Below are 22,845 nucleotides of genomic sequence, written 5' to 3'. Positions count from 1 at the left end.
TTCGGATTCTCTATAAAAGGAAACGGGCGGTATCTCTATTCCATGTATCCCAGATCCCGCATGTGCTGTAAATCCTCGGCGTCGATGGTTTCACCCTCGCCCTGCTGCATGGTCTCAAGGTTTGCCACAAACAGCGCCTCGGCGTTTACCGCCGCCAGGGCCACTTTTCTGGATTCCTCGGGGAATTCCTCTGCAATGTCGTGCCATTCCCGGGGGTCGTCGGCGAGGTTGAAGGCCTCGACGCTGTTATCCGCGTTGTCGGCGATGTACTTGATGCCGTTGTCTCTCATGGAGAACAGCCGCATACCGTGTCTGTGCATGACGGCCTCGCTCATGGCCCTCCTCTTCGGCAGGGGTTGTGAGAGGGGGATGCCCTCGATTTCCTCGGGCAGATCGGTGACGCCCAACACATCGCTCAGGATGGTGGGAAAGATATCCACGATCCTCGCAATGCGGTCGTTCACCACGCCGGTTTGGTGTCCTCCCGGATACTTGATGATCATGGGCACATCTATCAACTCGCTGTGGAGGTTGACGTGACCGTGTCCCCAGTACCCGTGATCGAATAATTCGGTGCCGTGATCGCTGGTGAATATGATGAGGCTGTCGTCGAATATCTTGAGGCTGTGAAGTGCGTCGAAAAAGAGGCTCAGGAGTCGATCGGAAAAGAATATCTCGGCGTCATAAAATGTCTTCATGCGCATGATTTCCAGTTCCGTGAATTGTGAGCCGTATGTGTCGAGATCGTACCCGAGGTCCCCGGTTAACGGAAGGCCCTGGTAGTCCGGATCCATGGCGTTCACGATGTTCAGGGGCGCGATATAGGGATGGTGACACTCATAGGAGTGGATAAACAGAAAAAGCCGCTCTTTCTTGTGGCGATCGTACAGCAGCTCGGTGGCCTTTTCGAGCTGCCTGGGGAGGTCGTTCTGGTATTCTCCGGAATTTTGGGATTGCTTTATCGCTATTTCGTAAAATTCGTCGAATCCTCGGGCGAAACCTGCAACCTCGGACATATACCCACCGCCGGTGACGGCTGCGGTGTAATATCCCAACTCCCTGAGGATCTCGGGAAGCACGGGCAGGGATTGGGGGAGCGGCGTGGGCATGGTGCCGTCGTCGTTGTTTATGGGAAGGCCGGCCGTATGCTGATGGGGCATGAGCCCGGTGAAGAGGGAGGCGAAGGCCGGAAGCGTCCAGTTTGACTGAGACATGGTTGTGGTATACAGCACGCCGGTTTCACAGAATGTATCGATGTTGGGGGAAGTGCCCCGTGTGTAGCCGTAGCAGCCGAGGCTGTCCGCCCGAAGGGTATCCAGGCCGATGAGAATGATGTGCGGCAGATCGGGAACACGCCTTCCGGAAAGAGAGCTCAGCCAGCGGGCCAGAGACTCCCGTCCCAGGTACGCCGCCGCGGCGCCCGCGATGCCTGCCGCGCCCAATCCCAAGAGCGCCCTTCGGGAGATGCGCTTCGATGTCTCGTCCAGCACCCTGTTGCCTTTCGTATCGTCGTGTTCGGTCATAACAATTCCTTTGCCTTGAACCTTTCGTCGTCGCATCAAGGATGAACATTCTGTGACGTATGGCCCTTTGGATTTCGGCGGCGATTAGAAGAGCGGGTCTCCGGTCATCTTCTCGCCCGGCTTGATACCGAAGGCCGACAATACCGTGGGAGCGATATCGAGACCGGTGGGGGCTGTTTTTTTCAGGGAGGCGTTTGAGAAGAATATCCCCGGCACCAGACTCGGGTCGACGATATGGTCTCCGCTCCATTCCTTGTCGTTCGGTTCCACAAGGGCGATGGGAGTGCCGCCGATGGCCGTCTGCCAGCTCATTCGGTAGCCGGCGTCGAATCCGATCACCAGGTCCGGGGCGTCCATGATCCGCTCAGGGGAGTAGATGGTTTTCGAATCGTAGACGTTTTTCACGATACGTGAGCCGGTCTGGGGATCTTTCATCTCGACCAGCTTTTCCATGATCTTCTGTTTCAGCCCCGCCGCGTCCGACGGATTGACCACCCCCTGGCCCTCCCGTCCGGACAGGTTCAGGTAGATGCTCGAAAAACCGACGGAATAGACCATTGTGTTTTTCCAGTCGACATGGCGAAACAGCGCGCCCCCCTCTATGTCTGTGGGATCCGGATCGCTGGAGAGCGTCATCAGCCCCTGGTCGATGAGCCACCGATTCAGGTTGACACCCTTTCGGAACGGAGAAAATCCGTGATCGGAACAGACCAAGAGCAGTGTTTCATCGTCAACATGATGCTGTGTGATGTCTCCGATGAGTCCGTCGACCCGCCGGTAATAATCCCTCATGACGTTCCCGTATTTCTTTTTTCCCTCTTCTGAATAGAGTGGATGCTCGGGGTCCTCGAAGCGATAGAACATATGCTGAATGCGGTCGGTGGTGTCGATCACCAGGGAAAACAGGCCCTCCGTGAAATGATCGAGGCCGTAGGACAGCATCTTCTCGCGTTCAGCCATGATGTCGTCGCACTGGGAGATAAAGGCGTCGTCGTCGATGACGTGCTCGGTTACCGGCTTTGTGTCTTCCGGGATGCCCAGGGTGTGATACACATCGCCCACGGCGTCGATCAATTCCGTCGCGTATCCGTTCGTCAGGTCCGGGTTGGAGATGACGAAGCACGGATTGTCGGGATCGACCTGAAGGGGGGTGAGGTAGAGATCCACGTCATTCTCCGTGCTGATGGCGAAAAGACGCCCGATGCCGAATATCTTCTTCCTGGGGCCGCCGGGGAACTCGAAGCGGATCCAGGGGGACCATTGTCGAGGGGAGAGCTCGAATTCCCCGCTGCCTGCGGTTATCCTGATGCGGTCGGCACTGCTTCGCGCGACCACAATCGGTGTCGTGATGGTTTTTTTGCCGGAAAGGCCCTGTACGTCCGGGCCGGGGATGTGTGCTGTAAGTCGATCGCCGTCCGGTACGAGGGGTGTGACCTTGTCCATCGCCAGGGGGAAGGCCTCCGGGGATCGGGTGGTCAGAAGCGAATACCGTCCCAGGCCGCCCCTGATATCCGGGACGCCCAGACCGGCCAGGACCTGTGCGTTGCTCTGGGCGGGGGGAAACGTCATCGGCCAGCGAATAGACACCGACGGTATCCCGGCCTGGGCGGTGTAGTCCCAGAAGAATTTCGAGTTGCACGTGGGTAAAAACATCTTTTCCCTGGTGCCGAAGATATTCTGCCGGTTGTACCTGAGCATCCCCAGGTCCGGGAGGTATTTTTTCGGGTCCCTGACGATGAAATCGAACACCCCATGTGTGCCCGCGTCGGTGCCGGTGCCGATGTCGCTCCAGGCCACGGGGCTTTGGGGCGGGTTGGAAGTACCCAGACGGGCATAGGAACCTGCCGTGGCGATATGTGAGAACGCCGGCAGGTCGCCGTCCGCCATGTATCGATCAACGAGGGATGGGTCGATGCCGTCGATTCCAATAACGATAACGCGCTTGTACATGGTTTTGCCCCTCAACAGGCCGAAATCCCGGTTGCACCCTGCGGCACCCAGCGTTCCCGCCAGAGAGCCGGCACCCACAAGGGAGAGGCCCTTCAGAAAATCTCTGCGTTTCATATATGCTCGTGTGATTGGTGATGATTACTTCGGATCATCGGCGGGAGACGCCGGGGACTCCGCATCAACCGCATTTTCGGTATCCTTCTTGAAAATCCGTCGGTAGAGGACCTTCACGGGATGGAAGATGATGGCGAAAAACGCCGCCAATCCGGCGATGATGTATCCGACTGCGCCGAATACCACAGAGGTGGTGCCCGGATCGATGTATGCGGTATGCGCCGAGGCCGTTTCCACAACGAAAGTCGTGGAAAGGAGAAAGACCATGATCATCATCATGTTGTGTCGATTCATACTATCCAAATCCCTTACGGCAAAAACTACCTCTATTTATAATATTACAGATAGCCCAAATCTTCCAGACGTTTTTTTATTTTTTCCTCGTCTTCTTCTTCGTAGGATGGAACCAAACGCGCCGGATCGATAACGCCCCGCTCGATAAGGAACTCGATGACCTTCTGGGCGCTGTCTCCCGGCGATTCCGAATCTGTCTTGAGGACCAGTTCCGGATTCTCCGGCGGTTCATAGGGATCGGAGATGCCGGTGAAGTTCTCGATCTCTCCCGCCAGCGCCTTTTTATACAGTCCCTTCGTATCCCGTTCGATCAACACATCCAGTTCGCTGTCACAGTAGATTTCAACAAAATCGCCGATATCCTCCCGAACGAAATCCCGTATCTCACGGTAGGGTGAGATGGCGGCGGAGATGGCGATGACGTCGTTTCTCGTAAGGAGCTTGCAGACAAAGCCGATACGCTTGATGTTGATATCCCGGTCTTCCTTGGAAAACCCCAATCCCTTGCTCAGATTGGTGCGCACCACGTCGCCGTCGAGTATTTCCACCTTGTATCCGGCGTTTCTCAACGCCGTCGCCACCATGAGGCTGACGGTGCTTTTTCCGCTTCCCGATAGTCCCGTAAACCAGAGGGTTACTCCGTTTCCCACGATATCCTCCATATGGTATGAGTGCGTGTGATATGTGCGTTCCGCCCGGTCGTGTTTGATGGTATACCGGGAACAGGAGCCCACATGAATGGAGAGGACGATCACATATCGGTGTTTATTCCAGGTATCCCATATCTCTCAGTTTATCGCGGATGATATCCCGGTCCCGATCGGTCAGGTCATGGGTGATCTGAAATTCGCTCAAAGGATGCGCCCAGGTTCCCCAGGTCAGAACATTCCAGATGCGCTCATGAAAATAGTACAGGATCATCTTCGCGACGATCTCCACCGCTCCCACGCCCACCGAGAGGAGCATTTCTCCGGTGAAGAGATAGACAATGGACATGGTGGTAAACGTGGCCAGCACGCGCCAGCTTACGGTTTTGAACAGTGTTCTGAAATGTCTTTCATGCTTGTCGCGCTGCATGATATGAACCTCGACAGGTATGAAAACATATACACATATATAGTTAATATTCTATCACGACGGAATATGAATATATAGTCAGTCATATCGTTTGTCAAATCAAAAGCCGGCGTCGATTTTCGAGAAAGAGAGCATCAGCGCCCCGAACGGGGGATCCCGATCGGGGCGCGGGCGGCGTTTCCGATGTTTGATATGCTGTGGGCGGTCTTTGATATCAGGGTGCCTTTTCGCTCATGAGTCTCTGAACAAAATCACCGATCTGGGGTATCTCGTGGATTTCCGGACGGGGGACCAGGCGAACCGCCCCCGTGGGGCAGGTGGGGTGACATACGCCGCAGCCGATGCACCTCGTCTCGTCCACCGTGGCCGTATCGTTCATGACGATCGCATCCACCGGGCACCTTTCCATGCAAACGCCGCAGCCGATGCAGTCATCGGGAGAGACCGTCATGATGAAGTTCGAGTTTACGTGGCTGTTTGGAAGCCCCAGCTCTTTTTTCGCCCGCATCCAGACACAGCAGTCGCTGCAGCAGGAGCAGAGGGTGGAGATTCTCCCGGCGTAGTTGTCCGCCATATGAACCAGGCCGTCGTCATGGGCCTTCTTGAGGAGCTTCTTCGTTTCGTCCCGTGTCAGCTCCCGGGCCATCCCCTGGGCGACCATGTATTTCGCCATGGAGCCGAAATGAAAGCAGTTCTCGGTGTCGTGATCGCAGTGTTCCCGGTCGGTGTATCGCGCCATCAGTCGGCAGGGACAGTGGGCGACGGCGAAGAAATCGACCTGATTCATCAGATCGTCAAGCATTTCCGGAGGCGTGACCGTTGCCCCGGATTCAATGGACTCTTCCACCGGCACGACCCGCACCAGGGGCGTCGCCCTCCCGGCGATTTCCCCGCCGTATTCCTCACTAATGTACTCAACCCAGAGATCCGCGAGCCTCTCTGTGACATCCGTCCGCTCCCCGGGCCAGAAGGGTGTTTCGGAAAAACCGACCATGGAGGGTAAAAGCCTGAACTTTCCCTTTTCATTCATGAAGAGTGTCCCCTTTTTCGCCATGCCCACCAGCATCTCCTTCAGGAGACTCTCGTCCATGCCGGTCTGGTCCGCCAATGTGGGAAGGTCGGTGTTGAGAAAGGGGATTTTCTGCGCCAGTTCGGCTTCTTCCGGCGTAAAGAGGATCTTCAATATTTCAATGAGCTTGTTGGACATGGGGGCGCCGACGGGGGCCGTGTTGATGTACTCGGCCAGCTTCACGTACACATTGGTGGACATATCAATTCCTCCAGGAAAAAATCGTATGAGATCGGACGTCTCATGTGGTGTCCTTCGGTTTCAGGACAAAGAGGGCGGATCGAATGCTGTCCGTCATGGGAGTGATATTCTTGTTGACACGGGCAAGCATCAATCCCCCCTCGATGACGCTGACGATGAAGTGAGCGAACTCCCTTGGCGTGGCTTCGGTGGAAATCTCTCCCCGGGATTGGCCCGCGGCGATCGCCTCTTCCAGACGGGACGCCATGTCTGTGAAGATATCGGACAGGTGCCGCCTCAGATCGTCGTTGTAGTCCGAAATCTCCAGGGCCATGTTCCCCAACAGGCAGCCGCCCCGGCAGTCGGAGTCGTCCATGAAGGCGGTCAGGTTATCGAGCATCCGCAGGATGCTCTCATAGGCGTTCGCCTCCCCCCGGACCGCCGGGCTCAGCATGGTATCCATCATCTTTCGAGTGCCGGAGTGGAATCGATCGATAACGGCGTGTCCCAACACCTCCTTGTTGTCGAAATGGAAGTAGAAACTCCCCTTCTTGATCTCCGCCGCGGTCAGGATGTCCTCCAATGAGGTGTTCTTGTACCCGTTGGCGTGTATCAGCCGTGTGGCGGTGTCGATGATCTTCTTCTTCGTGGCCTGGCCTCGGGAGGTGCTCGGCTCATCAGTCCGGGACGGTCCGGTTTTCGTGCTGTCGGGCGTGCTCATTGTTCGATCCCTGTTCGTGTACGTGACAATGATATTTTTACATACAAGATATCATATGTCATATCGTACTGCAAAGGGCGTTCGGTCCCGCATCGATCAGGTCGGAAAGGGCAGGGTGTAGTTGAGCAGACCCGGAATCGGATACCGCACACCCCGTTTATGCTGGACGTTCATCCCCTCGATGATATCCAAAAGGAGCTGTGCGGGAATCGCGCAGACCAACTCGGAATCCTGGACACCGGCGAACACCCTGTCCCCGTTTCCGGGAAGGGCGATTCGGAGTTTGCCGGTTGTGTATGCTCCCAGAAGTCCCTCGGCACAGGAGCCGGCCCGACCGCTGAAGGTGCCCGGAATGGATTCCCCCGCGGAATATCCAAAGCCGTGGGCCAGGCGCATGAGCTGGGCCGGCATGCCGAAAACCAGTATGACATCCGGCTCTATTTTCGCCCGAGACAGGGGAAAGAACACAAGTCCTGCCGCCTCCTCCGGGAGTGTGGGGAAATTAGACATAATGGCGTCGGCCGCAGACTCATCCTTTGCATACCCAATACCGGTCAGAAAGGCCCGTATCATATCATTCTTGGGTTGTTCCCCCATTCGGTAGGCTATTTTGGCGATGGGGCAGGAGAAATCATCCGCCCCGAGGCCGATGGTCCAGCCGTATCGCCGGGCGAGTGTCATCCCCTGGCAGGGGGCGATGGCCTGGCCCAGGTGTTCTTTTGGACGCCTGGTTTTGGCGGGGAAGTCTTGGTTCTTCTTTAAAAACGTCACCCCGAGTGGAAACGTCTGAAGCCTGAGCAGTGTTTCCAGTTCCTGTGCCGCCGTTTTCCATTGTTCCATCAGTTCACCTCCTGTAGTGAGTGTGGAAATAATTCATCAGGATCTTTCCTGTGACTGTGTGTGCCTCGTCCGGCACGATAATAAACCAACCGGTTGGTTCATTTAATACCCCGATTCCGCTCCTGTGTCAAGTCTTTTTTGTATGTTTATATATTATAGTATGTCACTTTATTCACTGTGACTGTACGTGTTCGACCGCATGTGTGTGCGATCGACGTTTAACGCCCCTGACCGCACGTGTTTCCCCGCGTAGGTGTGTGAAGATTTACGCACAGCATCCGTGGTAGCATCGACTCACCCGTGTCGGTGTTACGATTGACATTTCACGCGCGACCATGTATGAATGGGATAAAGAGGTGGAGGGGAAGACGGGGGGCGGGTGTTGAACCGGGCGTTTGATGCCTTTGGAGGAGATGGTGAAAATCGAGATGTGGAATTGACTGTACGGAGGGAATACGTATGAAGAAATTTTTTCTTACTGTGGCGGTGATAATTATAGTCCTCGGCGTGGCGCTGGCGGTGTGGGTGGTCGGCATCGGCGATCTCTCCGACGTGGCGTTTCGGGACGTGCCGGACGTCGTCAGGGACGACGCCACGGGGATGGTATACGTGGGTTCCGAGGAGTCCCCGGAGATGTTCTGCGTCGTGGAGGACATCGACGGCAAGGCGCGTATTTTGCGGGTCCAGGCGGATGACCGGTACCTGCTCGGATATCTGAAGGCGAGGGCGATCGGCGATGAGATGATCGCCTACATGGAGACGGTGGATGGTGAGGTGACCGATTATGCCGGGGGCCTTATGATGATGCGGGTGAAAAAGAAGAGCCGCTACTACTGGGAGGCGATAGAGGGGCCGTACCGGGACGAGATCCTCGGCATCACCCACGGCCTCAGGGACGAGGGATACGACGTAAAGGCGGCGGATGTCCTGTTTGCCTTTACCTGGAGGGAGCTGGTCTACGTCACCCTGGCGGTGAAAATCGGCCCGATCTATTACAAGCTGTTTTATAGCAAGAAACACCCGGTGGAGGAGAATCCCGGCGGCTGTTCCGCCTTCGGGATGCTCAATCCCGACGGGTCGGTGATCATCGCACAGACGATTGACAGCCCACCCCAGTCCAAGGGATTCGGCAACTACTATTTCGAGGAACAGACGATCACCGGCGAGGAAAACACCACCACCATGACCTCGTACGCCGGGCTCTTCGGCTGGGCCATGGGATGGAACGACAACGGCGTCTGCGTCGTCATCAACAACATGTTCACCTCGGAGTATGGAAAAGAGCCGAGGCTGCCGTACACGTTTCGGGGGAGGGAGGCCCTCAGGGTGTCCTCCGATGCGTATGAATATATTGACTTCTGGGTGGCCGAGGGGAGCCCGAACGCCCAGAATTTCATCGTCACCGATCTTGACGGGAACCTTCTGCGCCTGGAGCGTTCCCGGGAAGAGTTCCACATCACCGATGTGGCGGCGGACGGGCTTTCGGGCACCTACTGGGAGGATATCGGTATGCTCACCTCTACCAATACGTTCGTGACGGATACGATGAAGCACCTGATTCTCTTCCCGGACGTGTGTACCGGGCGGCAGCCCACCGCGGACAGGGTGGCAGGGGAGCACGCCGCCGACGGCTTCGTGACGCTAGATGACATGATGGACATCCTCGCCTATCAGCCCGAAGGACTCGTCACCGACGAGAACGCGATCTGCTACCGGACCGAGGAGTTGATAGCCAAGAAAAACACGTCGGTGACCGTCTATCAGCTCATCTTTGAGATCAAGAACGGGAAGCGGTCGATCTATATGAAGGAAAATTTCGATTGCGGCGACAGAGAGTACGTGTCTCCCCCGGACCCGAGATCGTGAGAGAGGTGTTTTTTATTTGAGTCACAGGGAACCGTCGGGAGAGAATACGGTGTCGATAAAAGGGCCAGATGCGATTATTCGCATCCGGCCCCGTACGTATAAGATGTGATACCCGTGATCAGGGAAAGGTGACGATATTCAGCTCCTCCAGATCGTACCCGTAATCGTGAAACTGCAGGGAGAAGCCGCCGCCGCCCACCATATAGTATATCAGGTACGGATCGGGACAGGAACTGCCGGTGCAGGTTGGGCTCTCGTCGACGGAGAACTCCCCGCCGAACCCCCCGGAGCGACCGTATTTTGCCTCGTACCAGGCGCGGGTGACCGGCAGGCTTCGGAATCCGCAGTCGGTATCGAAGATGACGGTGACCTCATCCACGTCCATCGGGACACGGGGCGCCACCAGGATAATCCTCAGAAGATGCTCGCAAAAGAGGGGCGAGCCGACGTAATACACCGTCTCCGCGGTGAGCTTCGTCTCCGTCTCCATGGGGAGGTTGCTTCCGAACAACCAGCCGCCTTCGGAATGTATCATGCGGTATTCGTCGTTTTTGGAAAGCCATATTTTTGCGGTGCCGCTCTCCGTGTTCCCGCCGAAGGAGTTGACGACCGACGCGGTGATGATAATGGCATCATTGGCGGCGTTTACCCGAATGATGCTCCAGTCGATGGAGACGACCTCCCGGTATTCCACCAGGTGCAGATACGCCTGATCGATCAACTCGTCCTTGGAAAAGTTCCCCGCCATATTGCCGTCGAACTCGTCGGATATCAGCTCATCCAGGGTGGTGATATCGGCGTTCTCGATGGCGCCGAAGAGGCTTTGCAGATACTCCCCGGCGATGTCGTAGTAACCGGCGTCCCGGTACGACAGGCGCCAGGTGCCGACATCTGTGGGATCGGAAACGACCCCGGCGGCGTTGGTAGCCCGTACCATCACCTCATATTCACAGCCATCCTGAGGGACGAACCGGAATCGCCACAGCTCATCACCCTCGGCCCGATTCCATTCAAATCCCCCGTCGATGCTCCATTCAACACCGGTGACCGGGAACGTGTCGTCCGACGCCGAGCCGCTGATGAGGATGCCGCCCTCGGCATCCAGGTCGTCTCGGGAAAGCCGAAGGGTGTCGTCTATATCCTCAAGATTGATGACGGTGTTGAGAAACGCGGTAACGATATACGGCGGCGCTGCGCTCCCGGCGTCGGGAAGGATTATTCTTCCTTCGACGATCCCGGTATGAAACGCCATCTCGGTGAGAATCTCATTGAGTTTCTCGACATCGACGGCGGTGACGGCGGTCGGTCCCGTTGCGGTAAACACGGTCACTTCCGTTCCGGAACAGACCGACAGGGGATCGATATCCGGAAAGAAGGCGGCGACAACCTCGACGCACTCGTCGATGCTGATGACATTGGTGGCACCCAGATCCGGATCGAAGAGGGTTACGAAGTCCGTGCCCCGCACTCCGATCGTCGCGTTTTCGGTCTTAATGAAGAAATTCGCCTCACCTCCATGAGCGGGAGTTACCAGGGCCCTCACCTTTCCCATGATCAGCTCGATTGTGGTCAGGCGTATCCCGGTCGTTTCAATCGTGCCCATCTCTTTGATATTCACGAGGCTGTCGGGACCGATTTTTATCGCGGACCCGTCGGGGAGGACAAGCTCCACCGTTCCCTCGGGCCCGGTCTGGATCGTATCGCCGACGATCAGCTGATCCCCCGCGGAAAGGGCGAGCAACATGTCGGTGTCTGCATGTTTTATGTCCACAAATCCGTCGAGATAGGATACCAGCGCCGCCGGCGCGTCTTCTCCCCGGGCGGCTTTCATGCCGCCGGCGATGAAAAGCGCGGCGAGAAGGATCGGCGCCGCAATACACATCGTTTTCAGGACAATCGTCCGCAGTGTTCCATGCATTTTCCGCTCCGGGGAGGGAAGAAAAATAATATAATATATTATACAATTTGTTGCATTATAACGTATCATCATATAAAGCAAAGGAAAAAAAGGGAACGGAGCGCTTCAAAACCGGGGGCCGGGATGTTTGAGAATTCATCTGTTTTTACCGCACGTTTTCATGGGAAGATAGTGTGCGCCTCACCTGTTGATTGACGGGATTGCGACGGAATAGTGTGCTTTCTTTTCAGCGTGGAGAATACCTCCTTTAGTCTGATTTTCCAAAAGATGACCGCAATGGTATCGTGAGCCGCCGCCGTTTTTCAATCACACCCAATTATCGTACCGTGTCCCGTCAGTATGCACCCACACTCCTTCGGGGGCGGCACCTCAGAAAAAACCTTGACATTTCTCCAAGAAACGATTACAAGGAGCAATTAACCGGATATACGCGACGAAATTTCGTACATCTCATGTAACATTTTCAGCGAGACCCTTCATCTCGTCTGATCGGTCTCTTTGCAACTGCATCACCGGGAGGAACTCGTGAGCGACGTGTTATCTTATTCACAACCCGTCGTCGACGGGCGATACTATATCGACCTTGAAGACACCTACGGCGCGCGGAACTACAAGCCCCTGGACGTCGTCCTGACCCGGGGCGAGGGCGTCTGGGTGTGGGATACAGAGGGAAATAAATACATGGACTGCCTCTCCGCCTATTCGGCGGTCAACCAGGGGCACTGTCATCCGAAGATCATGGCGTCTCTCGTAGAGCAGGCGCAAAGGCTGACCCTCACCTCGCGGGCGTTTCGAAACGACCAGATGGGGCCGTTTTACGAGGAGCTGTGTACGCTCACCAACTCTACGAAGGTGCTGTTGATGAACAGCGGCGCCGAGGCGGTGGAGACGGTCATCAAGGCCGTACGCAAGTGGGGCTACAAAGTCAGGGGTATACCGGAAGACAAAGCCGAGGTGATCGTGTGTGAAAACAACTTCCACGGCAGGACCATTACCATCGTCGGTTTTTCCACCGAGCCCCAGTACCGTGACGGCTTCGGCCCCTTCACCCCCGGCTTTAAAGTCATCCCCTTCAATGACGCCGAAGCCCTCAGGAACGCCGTTACGCCCAATACCGTAGCGTTTCTGGTGGAGCCGATCCAGGGCGAGGCAGGGGTGATCATCCCCGAGCGGGGGTACCTGGCCGAAGTCAGGAAGATCTGCCGGGAGAAAAACATCGTGATGATTACCGATGAAATCCAGACCGGGCTTGGGCGCACCGGGAAAATTCTGGCCGAGGAGCACGATAATGTGGAGGCCGATGTCACCCTCATCGGCAAGGCCCTCTCCGGCGGATTCTACCCGGTTAGCGCCGTTCTCTCCAACGCCGAGGTCATGGGCGTGTTTATGCCGGGGGATCACGGCAGCACTTTCGGTGGAAATCCCCTGGCGTGCGCCGTGGCGCGGACCGCCCTGAAGGTGCTCGTGGAGGAGGGAATGATCGAAAACGCACAGGCGATGGGTGAATATTTCCTCAAGCGTCTGACGGAGATACAAAGCCGACACATCAAGGAGATCCGGGGGCTGGGGCTCTTTATCGGCATAGAGCTTTTCGGTGAGGCGGGCGGCGCCCGGCGTTTTTGTGAGGCGCTGATGAAGGAGGGTTTGTTGTGTAAAGAGACGCACGAAAATGTGATCCGCTTCGCCCCGCCCCTTGTCATTACCAAAAGCGAGATCGATTGGGCCGTAGAACACATCGAGCCGGTGCTGGCGGGACCGTGAACAGGCGTATATCGACAAAAAACGGGCCGGATGTTTCACATCTCGGCCCGTTTTTTTGGTATAATGAACAGCAAACGCAAATTGATCGTACAATAGAGACACATCACAACCGGTCATCCGGTGCGAACGCCGCGTATGAAGGATTTCGGTGTGACGGTGATTTATAGCTGTATCATACACACGCACAACAGCTATTGGAGGGTGATTCGATGAAACAGATATATCTCGTGGTGCTTTTGTTCTTTGTCGCTTTCGGTCTTGTGACCATCGTTGTTTCGGGTGCGCATCCGGCCCTGGCCGCCGATGACCCGGAGCTCGGTCCCTGTCTGGAGGCGATTTTCTCCGAGATCGCGCCGGGGGAGCTTTCCGCCGAGGAGGAAGCGGGGATTCTTTACATGCGGGAGGAGGAGAAGCTGGCCCGGGATGTGTACAACCGGCTGGGAGAGCTGTGGGGCATACCGATCTTCTCCAACATCGCCCGAAGCGAAGAGACCCACATGGACGCGATGCTGGTTTTGATCGACCGCTACGGTCTTTCCGATCCCGTGGATGACGATACCCCGGGGGTGTTTGAGGACCCCGCCCTCCAGTCGCTGTATGACGAGCTGACGGCGTCCGGCTCTGTCTCCCTGACGTACGCCTTTCGGGTGGGGGCGCTCATCGAGGAGCTTGATATCGCCGACCTCAAGGATCACCTGGAGATGACCGACAACGACGATGTCCGCATCGTCTATCAGAACCTGATGAGGGGATCGCGGAATCACCTGCGCTCGTTTTATCGCCAGCTGAATCGATCCGGCGTCGATTACAAGCCGACATACCTGTCCATGGATGAGTTCTCCCGCATCATCACCTCACCCCGGGAGACCGGCGGGGCGATCGATGATCCGAACTACCGGTTTGAATGAGTTCCGACGGGTCGTACGGCGGACGGGGGGTGGTGTGGTGATGGGGTTGGTTTTTCTTATATAACGGGCATCGAAGGGAGGATGAATGGTGGGAGTATATTTTCAGAAGCTCTCCGGCAGGCAGCGAATGATCGGCATCGTGGGGCTTCTTATTATACTGGCCGTCGTGGTGATCGGAATCGTCCTCCAGCACGACGCCGAGGAGGCCGCCCCCCCGGCGGTCGTCCTTGAGATGACCCTCTCTGAGGCCGCCCACGCCCTGGGTATCAAGGGGGGCGATATGGCGGTGGAGCTGGGACTGCCCCGGGAGACGGCGAAGGACGTTCCCATGAGCGACCTGGGGGTTGATGATGAGTCGTTGTCACACGCCGTCACCCATCTCCTCGGGCATACCGAGGAAACCCTCAAGTATTTCCTCTTCGCTGCCCTGTCTCTGTGGGGGTTTATCTTCCTGGTGATGATCGGCCGCCCGGACAAAGCCTCGATGAAGGAGAAGAAGACCTGGTATCCCCGACTGGGGTATATCATCCCTCTGGCCCTGGCGGTGATCTTCTGCGGCTTTCTGCTGGGGAAATCCCCCAATCCGATGGAGGGGGTGGTCAAGCTCCTCAAGAGCATCTTCGGGGTTCGGGACACACTCCTAATGGATACGGCGGCCTTTCTTTTTTTCGTGGGTCTCGCGGTGATCGGAAACAAGCTGGTGTGCGGTTGGGCGTGTCCCTTCGGAGCGCTCCAGGAGCTGATCTACAGCATCCCGGTGCTGAAAAAGATCAAGAAGAAAAAGCCGCCGTTCTGGGTCACCAATACCGTTCGCGGCGTCCTGTTCGTCGTCGCCGTGCTGGTGATGGCGGGCCTTGTGGGGGGGGCGCCGGGGCTGTCGATCTATCACCTGGTAAACCCCTTCAACCTGTTCGGCCTCTCATTTGAGACCTGGACGATCCTCGCCGTCGTGATCGGTGCCCTGGTGGTGGGCCTGTTCTTCTATCGCCCATTCTGCCAGTTCATCTGTCCCTTCGGGTTCGTCTCGTGGCTGGCAGAACGGGTGAGCCTGTTTCGGGTTCGGGTGGATCATGACGCCTGCACCGAATGCGGCGCCTGCATCAGGGCTTGTCCCCTTACCGCGGCGAAAGCCCGGGTGGAGAAGACCCCCTTCGGCGCCGATTGTTTCAGCTGCGGGCGCTGCTTGAATGTGTGCCCCACCGATGCAATTCGGTACGGGTGGGTGTTCTCAAAAAAGGGGGAGGAGTCGGGAAAGGTCACAGGTAAGAAACAAGCGGTGTGATTATCTTGAAAGAATATGGTACAATGTCGACGTTTTATCCATTCTTTTCGAGGAGGTTTGTATGAAACTCAGCGCGCCGAAAAAGGTAACCTGGTGGGTGGCGGTGATCCTGCTTGTGGTGGGCGCCGTTTCCTTCATCCTTCCCTACATCGGCAGCAGCGGCTTTCTTCCCAACGCCCTTGAGTGTTGGTTTATGCTGGCGGCTGGTGTGATTCTTATGCTGGCGACGCTTCTGAAGGGTTTGTAGCGGGCACTATTTTTGGTTGTGAGGGAAAAAACGGGGCGCCCGATATGTCGGGAGCCCCGTTTTTGTGTACGGCTCTGAGAAAAGAGGACGATACGCCGCTTTTCGGTCCTATTCGAAGGCCTTTTTCGCGATGTCCAGGGCAACCTCGTAGGTAATGTCCTCGGGATTGATGGTGCACGATCCGTCGTTGATGCACGCCTTGGCGATGTCTTCCAACTGGTCCTTGGTGACACCCGCCTCCTTGAGGGTGGTGGGAAGCCCCGATGCCTCCTTGAGCTGTTGGGCAAGCTTCCGTACGGCGGCCACCACCACTTCCGCGTCTTTTTTCACATCACCGGTCGATGTCTCTCCCACGAAAGGCACCAGCTCGGCGATGATGTGTCCGGCTTTTTTGAAATTGTTTTCCAAGCCGAAGGGGAGATAAATAGAGTTGGCGACGCCGTGGGGCACCCGGGCCACGCCGCCGGTGGCATGGGCGATGCCGTGCACTACCCCCACCAGGGAGTTGGAGAAGGCGATTCCCGCCAGCATCGAGGCGTTGAGCATCGCCAGCCTCGCTTCCAGATCATTCCCCTTTTTCGTCGATGTGAGCAGGTACTTGAAGATAAGCCTGATGGCCGCTATGGCGTAGGCGTCCGATACAGGATTTTTCGCCAGGCAGTAATAGGCCTCCATGGCGTGGGTCAGGGCGTCCATGCCGGTGGCGGCGGTGATCTTCGGCGGCAGGGACTCGGTCATCTTCGGATCGAGAATAGCCACATCGGGGAAGAGGTGGTTGGAGGTAAAGGCCAGCTTGGTGTGAGTGGCTTCGTCGTAGATGACCGCCGCCGAGGTAACCTCGGAACCGGTTCCGGCGGTGGTGGGGATGACGATAAAGGGCTTCAGGGATTGGGTAAGGCGGTCGACGCCCTGGAACTGCATCAGGTCGGGGGTCCCGGTCACGATAACCATATTGGCGCATTTTGCGGTATCGATGGAGCTCCCCCCGCCCACGGCGATGAAACAGTCGCACTTATTGTCGAGAAAGAGCTTGGCGACCTCATTGACGACCGTGCTGCCGGAATCCGGCGGTGTTTTGTCGAAGATCACGCCGGCCTCGCAATCGGATTCCCCGAAGGCCTCGACGACCTTCTTGATAAGTCCCGCACCGGCGACTCCCGGATCGGAGACGATCAAGGCGCGTTTCACTCCCAGGTTTTCCATCTCGAAGGGAAGATTGGCCAGGGCCTTTTTCCCGCTCAGCACTTTTACCGGACAGATAAATTCATAGTATTCGGGTATCATATATATTCTCCTTTATTTTTCTATTTTGCGGCGTTCAGGGCTATGTCCAGCCCCATGGTCAGGTACACGTTGAGTTTCAGCATAAGCTGGCGAAACGTGTATTTGGGGGGGCGTTTGAAGGTTTTGTTGAGAACAATCTTGGGCAGCAGGAACTTCTGCACGATACCCATGGCGCGGTTCGCCTTGATGCCGTCGACCACGTTTCCGTGAAGCAACGCCCGATGCTGTACGAATGCGGTGTGGGATCCCATCTGGCCGGTGAACGGCAGAAAGGCGCTGTCGACGTTCTTGAAGAGAATCTTCAGCTCCGGGTCTTCTTTGTAACCCTTGCCGAGGTACTTGATACGGCCGTTGACATGTTTTAGGGTAATGGCCGGGCCCTTCGGCAGAACTCCAAGGGAAAAGACGAGGTTGTCCCTCCAGTCTTCCAACTCTTCCTGAAGCTCTCTGTCCTTTTTGGAGACCTTTACGAAGGTGACACCGAGGGCCAGCAGGGCGATACTTACCACCGTCTTTTTTAGTTTATATGAAAACGGCAGTTTTTTTGGTACGGTCTGTGTCCCCATTTTTGAATACCTCCTTGTAACATACTCCTGATGATATTTTTGCTTCGACACTATACCGTTTTTCCATTCTAATATCAACAATGAAAATGATATACTTTTATTCCGGTAGTAAGCACGGATATAATGGGATAGTGTGCGTTCGGCCGGTGCAAAGACAAAGACGGGCGGGGAAATGTCTTTACAGCACCCGAATACCGGGGTAATATATGAGCAATATTCTTAACAATAACCGCCGGTCGGGAGAGAGGAGCACTGTTTCGTCGGTCTGATTCTTTCGAGGGTGTGTTGTGTGAGGGTTTCCGTCGGCGACCATCTTATCCCGGATATCACAGATACATATAATATTGTGTTACATTGAGACATAACCCAGCGGCAGTAACCAGGAAAAAGGAGTGATGATATGGGAAGAGATCGCGAAACTCTGTTTGGAACGCATGTACATCGGAGGGGCTTTCTGGGATGGTGCGCCCGGGGACTGGCGACCCTGGCCTCCATACCGCTCTTTTCGGCCGTTTCCGATAAAGCCCGGGCCGCGGGTACGGTCACACCGTCCGGACCCGGCCCCTATACGCTCTTGAAAAACGGGCTTGTCGTGGACGGAACCGGCGCCCCCGGGTTTACCGGGAGCGTACTTCTGGCCGGAGACCGCATCGAGGCGGTCACGACCGAGGAGATGGATGCGCCGGGGGATGTGATCGATTGCACCGACCGGGTCATCGCCCCCGGTTTTATCGACATGCATTCTCACATGGATTGGTTCCTGCCGGTGGAGGGCCGCCCGGAGCTGAAGGCGCCTTTCATCAACCAGGGCATCACCACCTTTGTGGCCGGCAACTGCGGCTACGGCGTCGCCGGATTTATGAAGGACAGCCCCCACATGGACCTGATCACCGACCGGACCCGGGGTCTCTACGAGCTGAACTGGCGGACGATGGATGAGTACTTCGATCGCATCGAGGCGATCGGCCTGAGTCACAACCTCGCCAACCTTGCGGGACACGGGACCACCAGGGCGTCCATCCGCGGATTCGACGCCTCGCCCCTCTCCACAGGCGAGATGGACCTGATGCTGGGACTCTTGGAGGAGGCGATGGACATGGGCGCCTGCGGCGTTTCCCTAGGGCTCCAGTACGAACCGGGCGTATTCGCCACCCTGGACGAACTGCGGGAGGTGGCGCGTCTGATCAAGAACAAAGATAAAATTTTAACCGTACACATGAAGGCCTACTCCACCCTGTCGGGCACCTACCCCCTCAAGCTCTTCGGCACGCCCCACAATCTTCTGGCCATCGAGGACATGCTTCAGGTGGCGAGGGATACCGGTGTGAGGCTCCAGTTATCACACCTGATTTTCGTGGGGAGCCTGACCTGGAAGAACTACGAGGAGGCGCTCGCGATGATCGATCAGGCCATCACCGAGGGCCTCGATGTGAAATTCGATACCTACGCCTACCACTGCGGCACATCTCACATCAACGTGTTCATGCCCGAGTGGTTCCTGGCCGATGCCCCCGAGGTGTACGAGGATAGAAAGGCCCTGGGGAAGCTCAAGCGGCAGATTACCCTGATGGAGTCGCTGTTGGGTTTCGGGTATGAACAGATTCAGATCACCGATGCCAAACATGAGGAGCTCAACCAGTACAACGGTATGTTTCTTGCGGATATCGCCCGAGAGCGGGGCATGAAGGACTTTGAAAACTACATAGACTTCGCCCGGAAGAGCAACGGCCTGGCCCGGGTGCTCAACCACCGCTACAGCAATCCGGAGATCGTCGACGCTCTTATGGCCCACCCAGCGTCGCTCTTCATGACCGATGCCTCGCCGGTCATCGAGGGGGTACAGAACCCGGGAACCTTCGGGTGCTTCCCGAAATTTCTCATGGACGCACGCAACCGAAACATCATCCCACTGGAAGAGGTGATCTACAAGATGACCGGAGGCACCGCCGAACGGTTCGGCGTCGCACACCGGGGGCTGATCAAGGAGGGGATGGCGGCGGACATCGTGGTGTTCGATCCTTACCGAATCGCCGACAACAATACCCTCACCGAGACCGACCGCACCCCCACCGGCATCGATGCCGTATTCATCAACGGCGTGCGTGTTGCGACGGACGGAGTCGCCGACGGTGATTCAGGCGCCGGCATGGTGGATCGCTTGATCTGAGAAAAAGAACAACCTATTAATTATTACAGGGCGGGAAACCGCCCTGTTTTTATATGGAGTATTATCAAAAAGTGTTGAGTCGCCAAAACTTTTTTTAATGAAGTGGCAGGACTGATATGTTACTATAAAATATATAAACTATTTCTCAGTGGACGGTGCCATGAGCGACCAAGACAATACCACGGGCGGGGGAGGGCCGCATTTCGATGACGAGGTTCGCACCCGGATCGTTCGCAACGCTCTGACGCTGATAGAGGCATGGTGTAGCGATTTCGAAGACTACGAGGAGCTGGCCCCCCTGGTCAGGACGATCCGCTACTTCATCGATAACCAGGTGGATGAAGAGACAGGACTCCCGATCCTTTCGGGAGAAGCCATCGGTTCCCCCGCGTCTGAAATCAGCGACGAGGACATTACCAGCGCCTTGTCTGAAATCGAAAAGGAGGAAGACATGGAGGGCGACAACGCCCCGGATGCTCATGAGATGGAATTCCCCGAGCGACAAAAGCCGAGGACCGAGGTATATGAAGAGGATGAAGACGGCATCATCCAGCTGTTCAGAAAGTCGAAACCCAAAACCAGCAAGGGAAACGATGAAGACATTGAGGTGTACGTGGAGGTGGAACAGGACACGGAAGAGGAGTAAGAGGATGCCTTCGCGTTTTGATGCGCCTCCTTTTTCTTCGGGCGTTACTTCGGCCGTCCGATGGAGAATCCGTCGGAATCAAGCGCATCCGTCTCCGTCGTCGTTGCCATGAGAGTATCATGATCGTCGAAACCGCACCGCGAACCGCCCCGTTCCCCGCAATATCCCCAAAAACGGGAGGCATATATACCCATACCAGCACAGTTCTCCTACCGATTCTCCCCATATGGATGCCAGTGCTTCACCATATACAGGAGATAGTATCATGACCTCCCCCACCCACAGACAGCGAATTCTTGACGCTATGCGTGGAAAAATGGTCGATGTCATTCCCTTCGTCCCCCGGCTGGACCTCTGGTGGATCGCCAATTCTATGGCGGGCACCCTGCCCCCCGGATACGAGAACAAGAAGCCGGACGATATCGCCCGGGCGGAAGGATGGGCCTGTTATCACATGGTCCCCGATTTCACCAATATGATCAAGGGACCGGAAGACATGCTGCACCAGTCCATTGGTCTGTTCAACTTCATCCAGTCGGTATACGGCTGGCGGTTTTCACCGGATATGGAGGTGTCCGTCTCGGAGAAGGACGGCCAGCAGATCATTGAATATAAAACACCGGTGGGAATGGTGCGCACCGTGGGCGGGTTGACCGAGGAGATGAAGAGAAGGGGGGCATCCCTCGGATGGACCCAGGAGCGTATCATCAAAACAGACGCCGATTATGACGTGGTGGGGTGGATATTCGAGCACATCGAGGTGTTCCCCCAGTACGACAGCGCGACGGAATACCGGGACGAGGTGGGAGACGACGGTGTGGTGGCGGCGGGTGGGGCGTCCCTGGCGGCGTCGCCCATGCATCATATCCAGAAGGAGTTTATCGACTCCACGCGGTTCTATTATGAATATAAGGACAATTATCCCCTGATGCAGAAGCTGGCGGAGCGGGTGGGGGTCTATTACGACAAGGTGATGAAGATCGTCGGCGACTCCCCCTATGAAGTGGTGCTCTGGGGGGCGAATTACGACGAGATGCTGACTTATCCGCCGTACTTCGAAAAGGAGATCTCCCCGTGGATCAGGAAGGTCGCCGACTATCTGGGGGCCCGGGGGAAGATCGTCTCGACCCATACCGATGGCGAAAACCAGGGCCTCATGGATCAGATCCGTGATTGCGGCGCCCACGTGGCCGAATCGGTGACCCCGTACCCGATGACCAAGGTGACCATCGAGGAATACTACCGACGCTGGCGCGACTCCCTGACCATCATGGGGGGGATACCGGAATCGGTCCTCTCCCCCGCCACCGCCACCGACGAGGAGTTCGAGGGATTCATGGACAACCTCTTCAGTTCGGTGGCGCCGGGAGATCGGTTGATCCTGGGGACGGCGGACTCGACCCCTCCGGGGGCGTCCTTCGATCGCCTCCGGAGGATAGGTGAGCGGACGCTCGTAGAGGGGCGTCTCCCCCTCACCGCCGGGGGCGCCCGGTCGGTTTCCGAATCGGAGCTATCGATGGCCGCCGCCCGGGTATCCCCGGAGAAAAAGATCGATCAACGCCTGTTGCCGGTGAAAGAGGCGATCATGGACGGCGACGAGGAGGCCCTTAAGGAGGTAATCACCGGGCTCCTGGATGAGGGATATGCCGCCCGGGATATCCTCAACGACGGGATGATAGGGGCCATGGAGGTGATCGGGGAGTGTTTTCGGACCGGGGAGCTGTTCATCCCGGACGTGCTGCTGGCGGCCCGGGCCATGAACGAGGGGCTTTTTATCCTGGAGCCGTACCTGGCCGAGGGGAAGAGCGCTGCGGAGGAGATCAGGGTGCTCATCGGGACGGTGCAGGGGGATATGCACGATATCGGCAAGAACATGGTGGCGATCATGCTCAAGGGGGTTGGGTGCGAGGTGAAGGACATCGGCATCAACGTCACCATCGATGAATTCATCCGCCAGGTGGAACAATACAATCCCCATATCCTGGGGATGTCGGCCCTGTTGACCACCACCATGGACCAGATGAAGCTGGTGATCGACTCATTGTCCGAGCGGGGGATTCGGGATAGAGTGAAGGTGATCGTGGGTGGGGCGCCGGTCAATAAAAAATTCGCCGATGATATCGGCGCAGACGGGTACGCCGCCGACGCCGGCGAAGCGGTGTCCCTGGTGCAGAGACTTGCCGGCTGAACCTGAATACGTACTCATTACGGGCGCGCCCATGACACGACGGATCATGGAGACATATCTCGCGGCATCTTCATCGTACGTTCTCCATGATCACTGATTCACTGATTGTATATACTCTTACTGTGCTCTCTTATGGGTTCCGGATACGGAAAAAACGGTATATGTGTGAAGCCTCCTCTGTTGGGATCATCGCCTCATCTCCGAGGAAAAGGATCGGTTTCGTCTGAACCCGACCGCGATATAC

General features: G+C 56.6%; 19 protein-coding genes. 8 read left to right on the top strand and 11 right to left on the bottom strand.

All coding sequences use genetic code 11. The annotated features are described in order from the left end of the window. Nucleotides 1-35: 35 nt before the first annotated feature. The 8 genes from JW885_09635 to JW885_09600 form a co-directional block, all read right to left on the bottom strand. Nucleotides 36-1,523 carry a sulfatase gene (locus tag JW885_09635; GenBank protein MBN1882423.1) on the bottom strand — a complete coding sequence of 496 codons (1,488 nt, stop codon included), beginning with the start codon at nt 1,521-1,523 and terminating at the stop codon, nt 36-38. 84 nt (nt 1,524-1,607) lie between these two features. After that, nucleotides 1,608-3,587: an alkaline phosphatase family protein gene (locus tag JW885_09630; GenBank protein ID MBN1882422.1), complete on the bottom strand. Its 1,980-nt coding sequence runs from the start codon at nt 3,585-3,587 to the stop codon at nt 1,608-1,610. 24 nt (nt 3,588-3,611) lie between these two features. Beyond that, a complete protein-coding gene (locus JW885_09625; protein ID MBN1882421.1) occupies nt 3,612-3,881 on the bottom strand; it encodes a hypothetical protein in 270 nt (89 codons plus the stop codon). Nucleotides 3,882-3,925: 44 nt separating this feature from the next. Then, nucleotides 3,926-4,543, bottom strand: a complete 618-nt coding sequence (gene cysC, locus JW885_09620; protein MBN1882420.1) for an adenylyl-sulfate kinase — start codon at nt 4,541-4,543, stop codon at nt 3,926-3,928. Between the two features lie 103 nt (nt 4,544-4,646). Further along, nucleotides 4,647-4,958 carry a DUF2061 domain-containing protein gene (locus JW885_09615; protein ID MBN1882419.1) on the bottom strand — a complete coding sequence of 104 codons (312 nt, stop codon included), beginning with the start codon at nt 4,956-4,958 and terminating at the stop codon, nt 4,647-4,649. A gap of 214 nt (nt 4,959-5,172) precedes the next feature. Further along, entirely contained in the window at nt 5,173-6,228 is a 1,056-nt protein-coding gene (locus tag JW885_09610; GenBank protein ID MBN1882418.1) for a 4Fe-4S binding protein, read from the bottom strand. A 40-nt stretch (nt 6,229-6,268) separates the two neighbouring features. Then, a complete protein-coding gene (locus JW885_09605) occupies nt 6,269-6,928 on the bottom strand; it encodes a TetR/AcrR family transcriptional regulator (protein ID MBN1882417.1) in 660 nt (219 codons plus the stop codon). Between the two features lie 96 nt (nt 6,929-7,024). Continuing rightward, nucleotides 7,025-7,768 (bottom strand): DUF169 domain-containing protein, encoded by a 744-nt coding sequence (locus JW885_09600; GenBank protein MBN1882416.1) that lies wholly within the window; start codon nt 7,766-7,768, stop codon nt 7,025-7,027. A 459-nt stretch (nt 7,769-8,227) separates the two neighbouring features. Here JW885_09600 and JW885_09595 point away from each other — a divergent pair, with 459 nt between their 5' ends. Then, nucleotides 8,228-9,634, top strand: a complete 1,407-nt coding sequence (locus tag JW885_09595) for a hypothetical protein (GenBank protein MBN1882415.1) — start codon at nt 8,228-8,230, stop codon at nt 9,632-9,634. A 118-nt stretch (nt 9,635-9,752) separates the two neighbouring features. On the opposite strand, the gene JW885_09590 is transcribed toward JW885_09595, so the two are convergent. Continuing rightward, complete coding sequence (locus tag JW885_09590; protein ID MBN1882414.1) at nt 9,753-11,552, bottom strand: FecR domain-containing protein; 1,800 nt, start codon at nt 11,550-11,552, stop codon at nt 9,753-9,755. Between the two features lie 576 nt (nt 11,553-12,128). Between JW885_09590 and JW885_09585 the strand changes: the two genes are divergently transcribed. The 4 genes from JW885_09585 to JW885_09570 all read left to right on the top strand — a co-directional run bounded on the left by JW885_09585 (nt 12,129) and on the right by JW885_09570 (nt 15,750). Then, nucleotides 12,129-13,313: an ornithine--oxo-acid transaminase gene (locus tag JW885_09585; GenBank protein MBN1882413.1), complete on the top strand. Its 1,185-nt coding sequence runs from the start codon at nt 12,129-12,131 to the stop codon at nt 13,311-13,313. A gap of 209 nt (nt 13,314-13,522) precedes the next feature. Next, entirely contained in the window at nt 13,523-14,221 is a 699-nt protein-coding gene (locus tag JW885_09580) for a DUF2202 domain-containing protein (GenBank protein ID MBN1882412.1), read from the top strand. An 85-nt stretch (nt 14,222-14,306) separates the two neighbouring features. Next, entirely contained in the window at nt 14,307-15,503 is a 1,197-nt protein-coding gene (locus tag JW885_09575) for a 4Fe-4S binding protein (protein MBN1882411.1), read from the top strand. 61 nt (nt 15,504-15,564) lie between these two features. Beyond that, entirely contained in the window at nt 15,565-15,750 is a 186-nt protein-coding gene (locus tag JW885_09570; protein ID MBN1882410.1) for a hypothetical protein, read from the top strand. Between the two features lie 108 nt (nt 15,751-15,858). Here JW885_09570 and JW885_09565 read toward each other — a convergent pair whose 3' ends face one another. Further along, a complete protein-coding gene (locus JW885_09565) occupies nt 15,859-17,034 on the bottom strand; it encodes an iron-containing alcohol dehydrogenase (GenBank protein ID MBN1882409.1) in 1,176 nt (391 codons plus the stop codon). Nucleotides 17,035-17,054: 20 nt separating this feature from the next. After that, the gene (locus JW885_09560) at nt 17,055-17,600 is read right to left on the bottom strand and encodes a hypothetical protein (GenBank protein MBN1882408.1); all 546 of its coding nucleotides are present in this window, start codon (nt 17,598-17,600) and stop codon (nt 17,055-17,057) included. Between the two features lie 400 nt (nt 17,601-18,000). Here JW885_09560 and JW885_09555 point away from each other — a divergent pair, with 400 nt between their 5' ends. The 3 genes from JW885_09555 (at nt 18,001) to JW885_09545 (ending at nt 22,601) form a co-directional block, all read left to right on the top strand. Continuing rightward, nucleotides 18,001-19,767 (top strand): amidohydrolase family protein, encoded by a 1,767-nt coding sequence (locus tag JW885_09555; protein ID MBN1882407.1) that lies wholly within the window; start codon nt 18,001-18,003, stop codon nt 19,765-19,767. Between the two features lie 160 nt (nt 19,768-19,927). Next, nucleotides 19,928-20,413: a hypothetical protein gene (locus JW885_09550; protein MBN1882406.1), complete on the top strand. Its 486-nt coding sequence runs from the start codon at nt 19,928-19,930 to the stop codon at nt 20,411-20,413. A 1,516-nt stretch (nt 20,414-21,929) separates the two neighbouring features. Further along, entirely contained in the window at nt 21,930-22,601 is a 672-nt protein-coding gene (locus tag JW885_09545; GenBank protein MBN1882405.1) for a corrinoid protein, read from the top strand. The last annotated feature ends 244 nt before the right edge of the window (nt 22,602-22,845 follow it).

This window comes from Candidatus Zymogenaceae bacterium (assembly GCA_016931225.1).
In the GTDB taxonomy this organism is placed as follows: domain Bacteria; phylum Desulfobacterota; class Zymogenia; order Zymogenales; family Zymogenaceae; genus JAFGFE01.
The sequence above is the reverse complement of the archived record's forward strand: the minus strand, read 5'-3'. Positions and strand labels throughout refer to the sequence as shown.

Excerpts from the sequence above, each read along its gene's own strand:
- JW885_09590 (MBN1882414.1), bottom strand. The coding sequence starts at position 11,552 with ATGCATGGAACACTGCGGACGATTGTCCTGAAAACGATGTGTATTGCG.
- JW885_09570 (MBN1882410.1), top strand. The coding sequence starts at position 15,565 with ATGAAACTCAGCGCGCCGAAAAAGGTAACCTGGTGGGTGGCGGTGATC.
- JW885_09630 (MBN1882422.1), bottom strand. The coding sequence starts at position 3,587 with ATGAAACGCAGAGATTTTCTGAAGGGCCTCTCCCTTGTGGGTGCCGGC.
- JW885_09615 (MBN1882419.1), bottom strand. The coding sequence starts at position 4,958 with ATGCAGCGCGACAAGCATGAAAGACATTTCAGAACACTGTTCAAAACC.
- JW885_09575 (MBN1882411.1), top strand. The coding sequence starts at position 14,307 with ATGGTGGGAGTATATTTTCAGAAGCTCTCCGGCAGGCAGCGAATGATC.
- JW885_09580 (MBN1882412.1), top strand. The coding sequence starts at position 13,523 with ATGAAACAGATATATCTCGTGGTGCTTTTGTTCTTTGTCGCTTTCGGT.
- JW885_09550 (MBN1882406.1), top strand. The coding sequence starts at position 19,928 with ATGAGCGACCAAGACAATACCACGGGCGGGGGAGGGCCGCATTTCGAT.
- JW885_09600 (MBN1882416.1), bottom strand. The coding sequence starts at position 7,768 with ATGGAACAATGGAAAACGGCGGCACAGGAACTGGAAACACTGCTCAGG.
- JW885_09605 (MBN1882417.1), bottom strand. The coding sequence starts at position 6,928 with ATGAGCACGCCCGACAGCACGAAAACCGGACCGTCCCGGACTGATGAG.
- JW885_09610 (MBN1882418.1), bottom strand. The coding sequence starts at position 6,228 with ATGTCCACCAATGTGTACGTGAAGCTGGCCGAGTACATCAACACGGCC.
- JW885_09625 (MBN1882421.1), bottom strand. The coding sequence starts at position 3,881 with ATGAATCGACACAACATGATGATGATCATGGTCTTTCTCCTTTCCACG.
- JW885_09565 (MBN1882409.1), bottom strand. The coding sequence starts at position 17,034 with ATGATACCCGAATACTATGAATTTATCTGTCCGGTAAAAGTGCTGAGC.
- JW885_09545 (MBN1882405.1), top strand. The coding sequence starts at position 21,930 with ATGGCCGCCGCCCGGGTATCCCCGGAGAAAAAGATCGATCAACGCCTG.
- cysC (MBN1882420.1), bottom strand. The coding sequence starts at position 4,543 with ATGGAGGATATCGTGGGAAACGGAGTAACCCTCTGGTTTACGGGACTA.
- JW885_09555 (MBN1882407.1), top strand. The coding sequence starts at position 18,001 with ATGGGAAGAGATCGCGAAACTCTGTTTGGAACGCATGTACATCGGAGG.
- JW885_09560 (MBN1882408.1), bottom strand. The coding sequence starts at position 17,600 with ATGGGGACACAGACCGTACCAAAAAAACTGCCGTTTTCATATAAACTA.
- JW885_09635 (MBN1882423.1), bottom strand. The coding sequence starts at position 1,523 with ATGACCGAACACGACGATACGAAAGGCAACAGGGTGCTGGACGAGACA.
- JW885_09595 (MBN1882415.1), top strand. The coding sequence starts at position 8,228 with ATGAAGAAATTTTTTCTTACTGTGGCGGTGATAATTATAGTCCTCGGC.